This window comes from Oerskovia douganii, from assembly GCF_015142735.1.
In the GTDB taxonomy this organism is placed as follows: Bacteria; Actinomycetota; Actinomycetes; order Actinomycetales; family Cellulomonadaceae; genus Oerskovia; species Oerskovia douganii.
This window is the reverse complement of sequence record NZ_JACSPN010000050.1, coordinates 1-2281: the sequence shown is the minus strand read 5'-3', so window position 1 is coordinate 2281 and position 2281 is coordinate 1. Positions and strand designations below refer to the sequence as shown.

At 68.9% G+C, this 2281-nt stretch carries 1 protein-coding gene; it reads left to right on the top strand.

Annotated elements, in window-relative coordinates:
- On the top strand, positions 1 to 2208 hold a 2208-nt coding region (locus tag H9623_RS19055), incomplete at its 5' end, for an RHS repeat-associated core domain-containing protein (RefSeq protein WP_227748931.1).
- Between the last annotated feature and the right edge of the window lie 73 nt (positions 2209 to 2281).

Here is a 2281-nt window from a genome sequence, read left to right as displayed (position 1 = left end):
CCCGCCCGCGAGACGAACAACGGGCTCGTGCGCAAGCACACCCACACCGACTACGACCAGGGCGCCCCCAACCAGGGCGTCAACCCCAAGACCGGGATCGCTTACCGTCTGCCCACCACGGTCACAGTGACCGAGGCCGACGCTCTCACCGGCACCAGCGAGACAACCGTTCCGGTCGCGACCGGTGAACCCGTCGTGTCCCAGGCCCTGTCCGGGTACGAGACGCCCGGGCTCGCGCACACCGACCCGACCTCGGGGTGGTTCCTCGGGCAGGCCACCACGTCGACCACCGTGATGGACAACCCCACCCAGAACATCGTCACCACCACCCGGTACGACGCCGAGGGCAAGGCCGTCGAGACCCGCAAGCCCGGGGCAACCGGCACCGATGCGGCCACCACCCTCAGCGGGTACTACACCGCCACCGCCCAGTCTGGGGCCTTCGCTACTTGCGGGAACAAGCCCGAATGGGCCGGGCTCGCTTGCTCGACCCGCACCGGCGAAACGACCCCGACACTCCCGGTCGAGACGACGACGAAGTACTCCTACTACCTCGCCCCGCGCGAGTCCGTAGAGGCGCTCGGCGCGACGTCGCGGACCACGACCACGACCTACGACGCGGCTGGGCGCACCACCCTGGTCGCGACCGTCGCCACGGGACTGACCGGGTCGACCCCGGTGCCGGCCACGCGCACCGACTACGACCCGGCCACCGGGCAGGCCGCCGCGACCGTCACCCTCAACACCGCCGGCACGGAGACTGGGCGCATCTCTACCGGGTACGACTCCTGGGGACGTGCCGTCAGCTACACCGACACCGACGGCGCCGTCACCACCACCACCTACGACGTGGCGGGGCGCGTCGCGAAGGTCACCGACCCGATCCGGTCGGTCGAGTACGGGTACGACGCCGAAGGTGAGCACCGCGGGTACACCACCCTGGTCAAGATCCCCGGCACCGGGCAGTTCACCGCGACCTACGACGCCACCGGTGCCATGACGAGCCAGTCGCTGCTCGGTGGGCGTGTCACCCAGCACCTGACCTACGACCGCGCCGGGGAGCTCACCGAGCTCACCTACACCGGCGCACCCCTGCCCGGTGACCCCGAACAAGACCTGCTCGCATGGTCCATCGAGTCCGACGTCCTCGGGCGCACCACCACCCTGACCTCGACCGCCGGGACCGGGGACACCGGCATCGCGCGCACCCAGACCTTCACCTACGACAAGGGCGAACGCCTCACCGGCGTCGCCGACACCACCGGCGAGACGTGCACCACCCGCACCTACGGATTCGACCAGCGCGGCAACCGCCTCACCCAGAACGCGACCACCCACGACACCGACTGCACCAGCGACACCGTCACAAACATCGACAAGACCTGGAACTACGACGGCGCCGACCGCGTCCAGACCGCCGCCAACACGACCGGGACGTACACCTACGACCCCCTCGCGCGCCAGACGCTCCTCCCCGGTGCAGACACCCCCGCCGGCGCTGCAGCTGGTGACCTGGTGGTCGGGTACTACGACACCGACGCCGCTCGGAGCCTGGCGCAGAACGGCACCACCACCACCTACACTCTCGACCCCGCAGGTCGTCGCCACACCGCCACCACCACCGGCGGCACCAGCACGACGAGCGTGGTGAGGCACTACACCGACACCAGCGACAACCCCGGCTACGCCACCAAGACCACCACCGGTGCCCACCCGGTCACCACCTGGTACGGAGCGTCCATCGCCGGCGACCTCGGGCTCGAGATCACTGACACGACGGCCACCCTGTCTCTCATCGACCCCATCGGCTCCATCGCCACCACCATCACCCTCCCGGCGATCGACCAGCCCCTCCAGCTCGGCGCCCTCGGCACCTGGGACGAGTACGGCAACCCCCTCACCACCCCCACCCAGACCGGCGCCATCACCTACGGCTGGCTCGGCGGCAAGGAACGCGCTCAAGACACTACCGGCCTTACCCTTATGGGCGCCCGCCTCTATAACCCCATCACCGGCCTCTTCACCAGCGTCGACCCCGTCGCAGGGGGCAACACCACGTCCTACGCATACCCTCAGGATCCGATCAATAGCCTCGACCTCGATGGAATGATCAACTGGAAGAAGTGGTCGAAGAGGCTCAAGACAGTCGGGAAATGGGCCGGGATCGCCGGTGCGGCAGCCTGCATCATCGCTTCTGCGGGACTATGAGGCGTTCTCACCAGGCGCGGTGATGTGATCGGCGCGACGGCGCGCTGACCTGCAGGTTCGTTCGGTCGTGAGT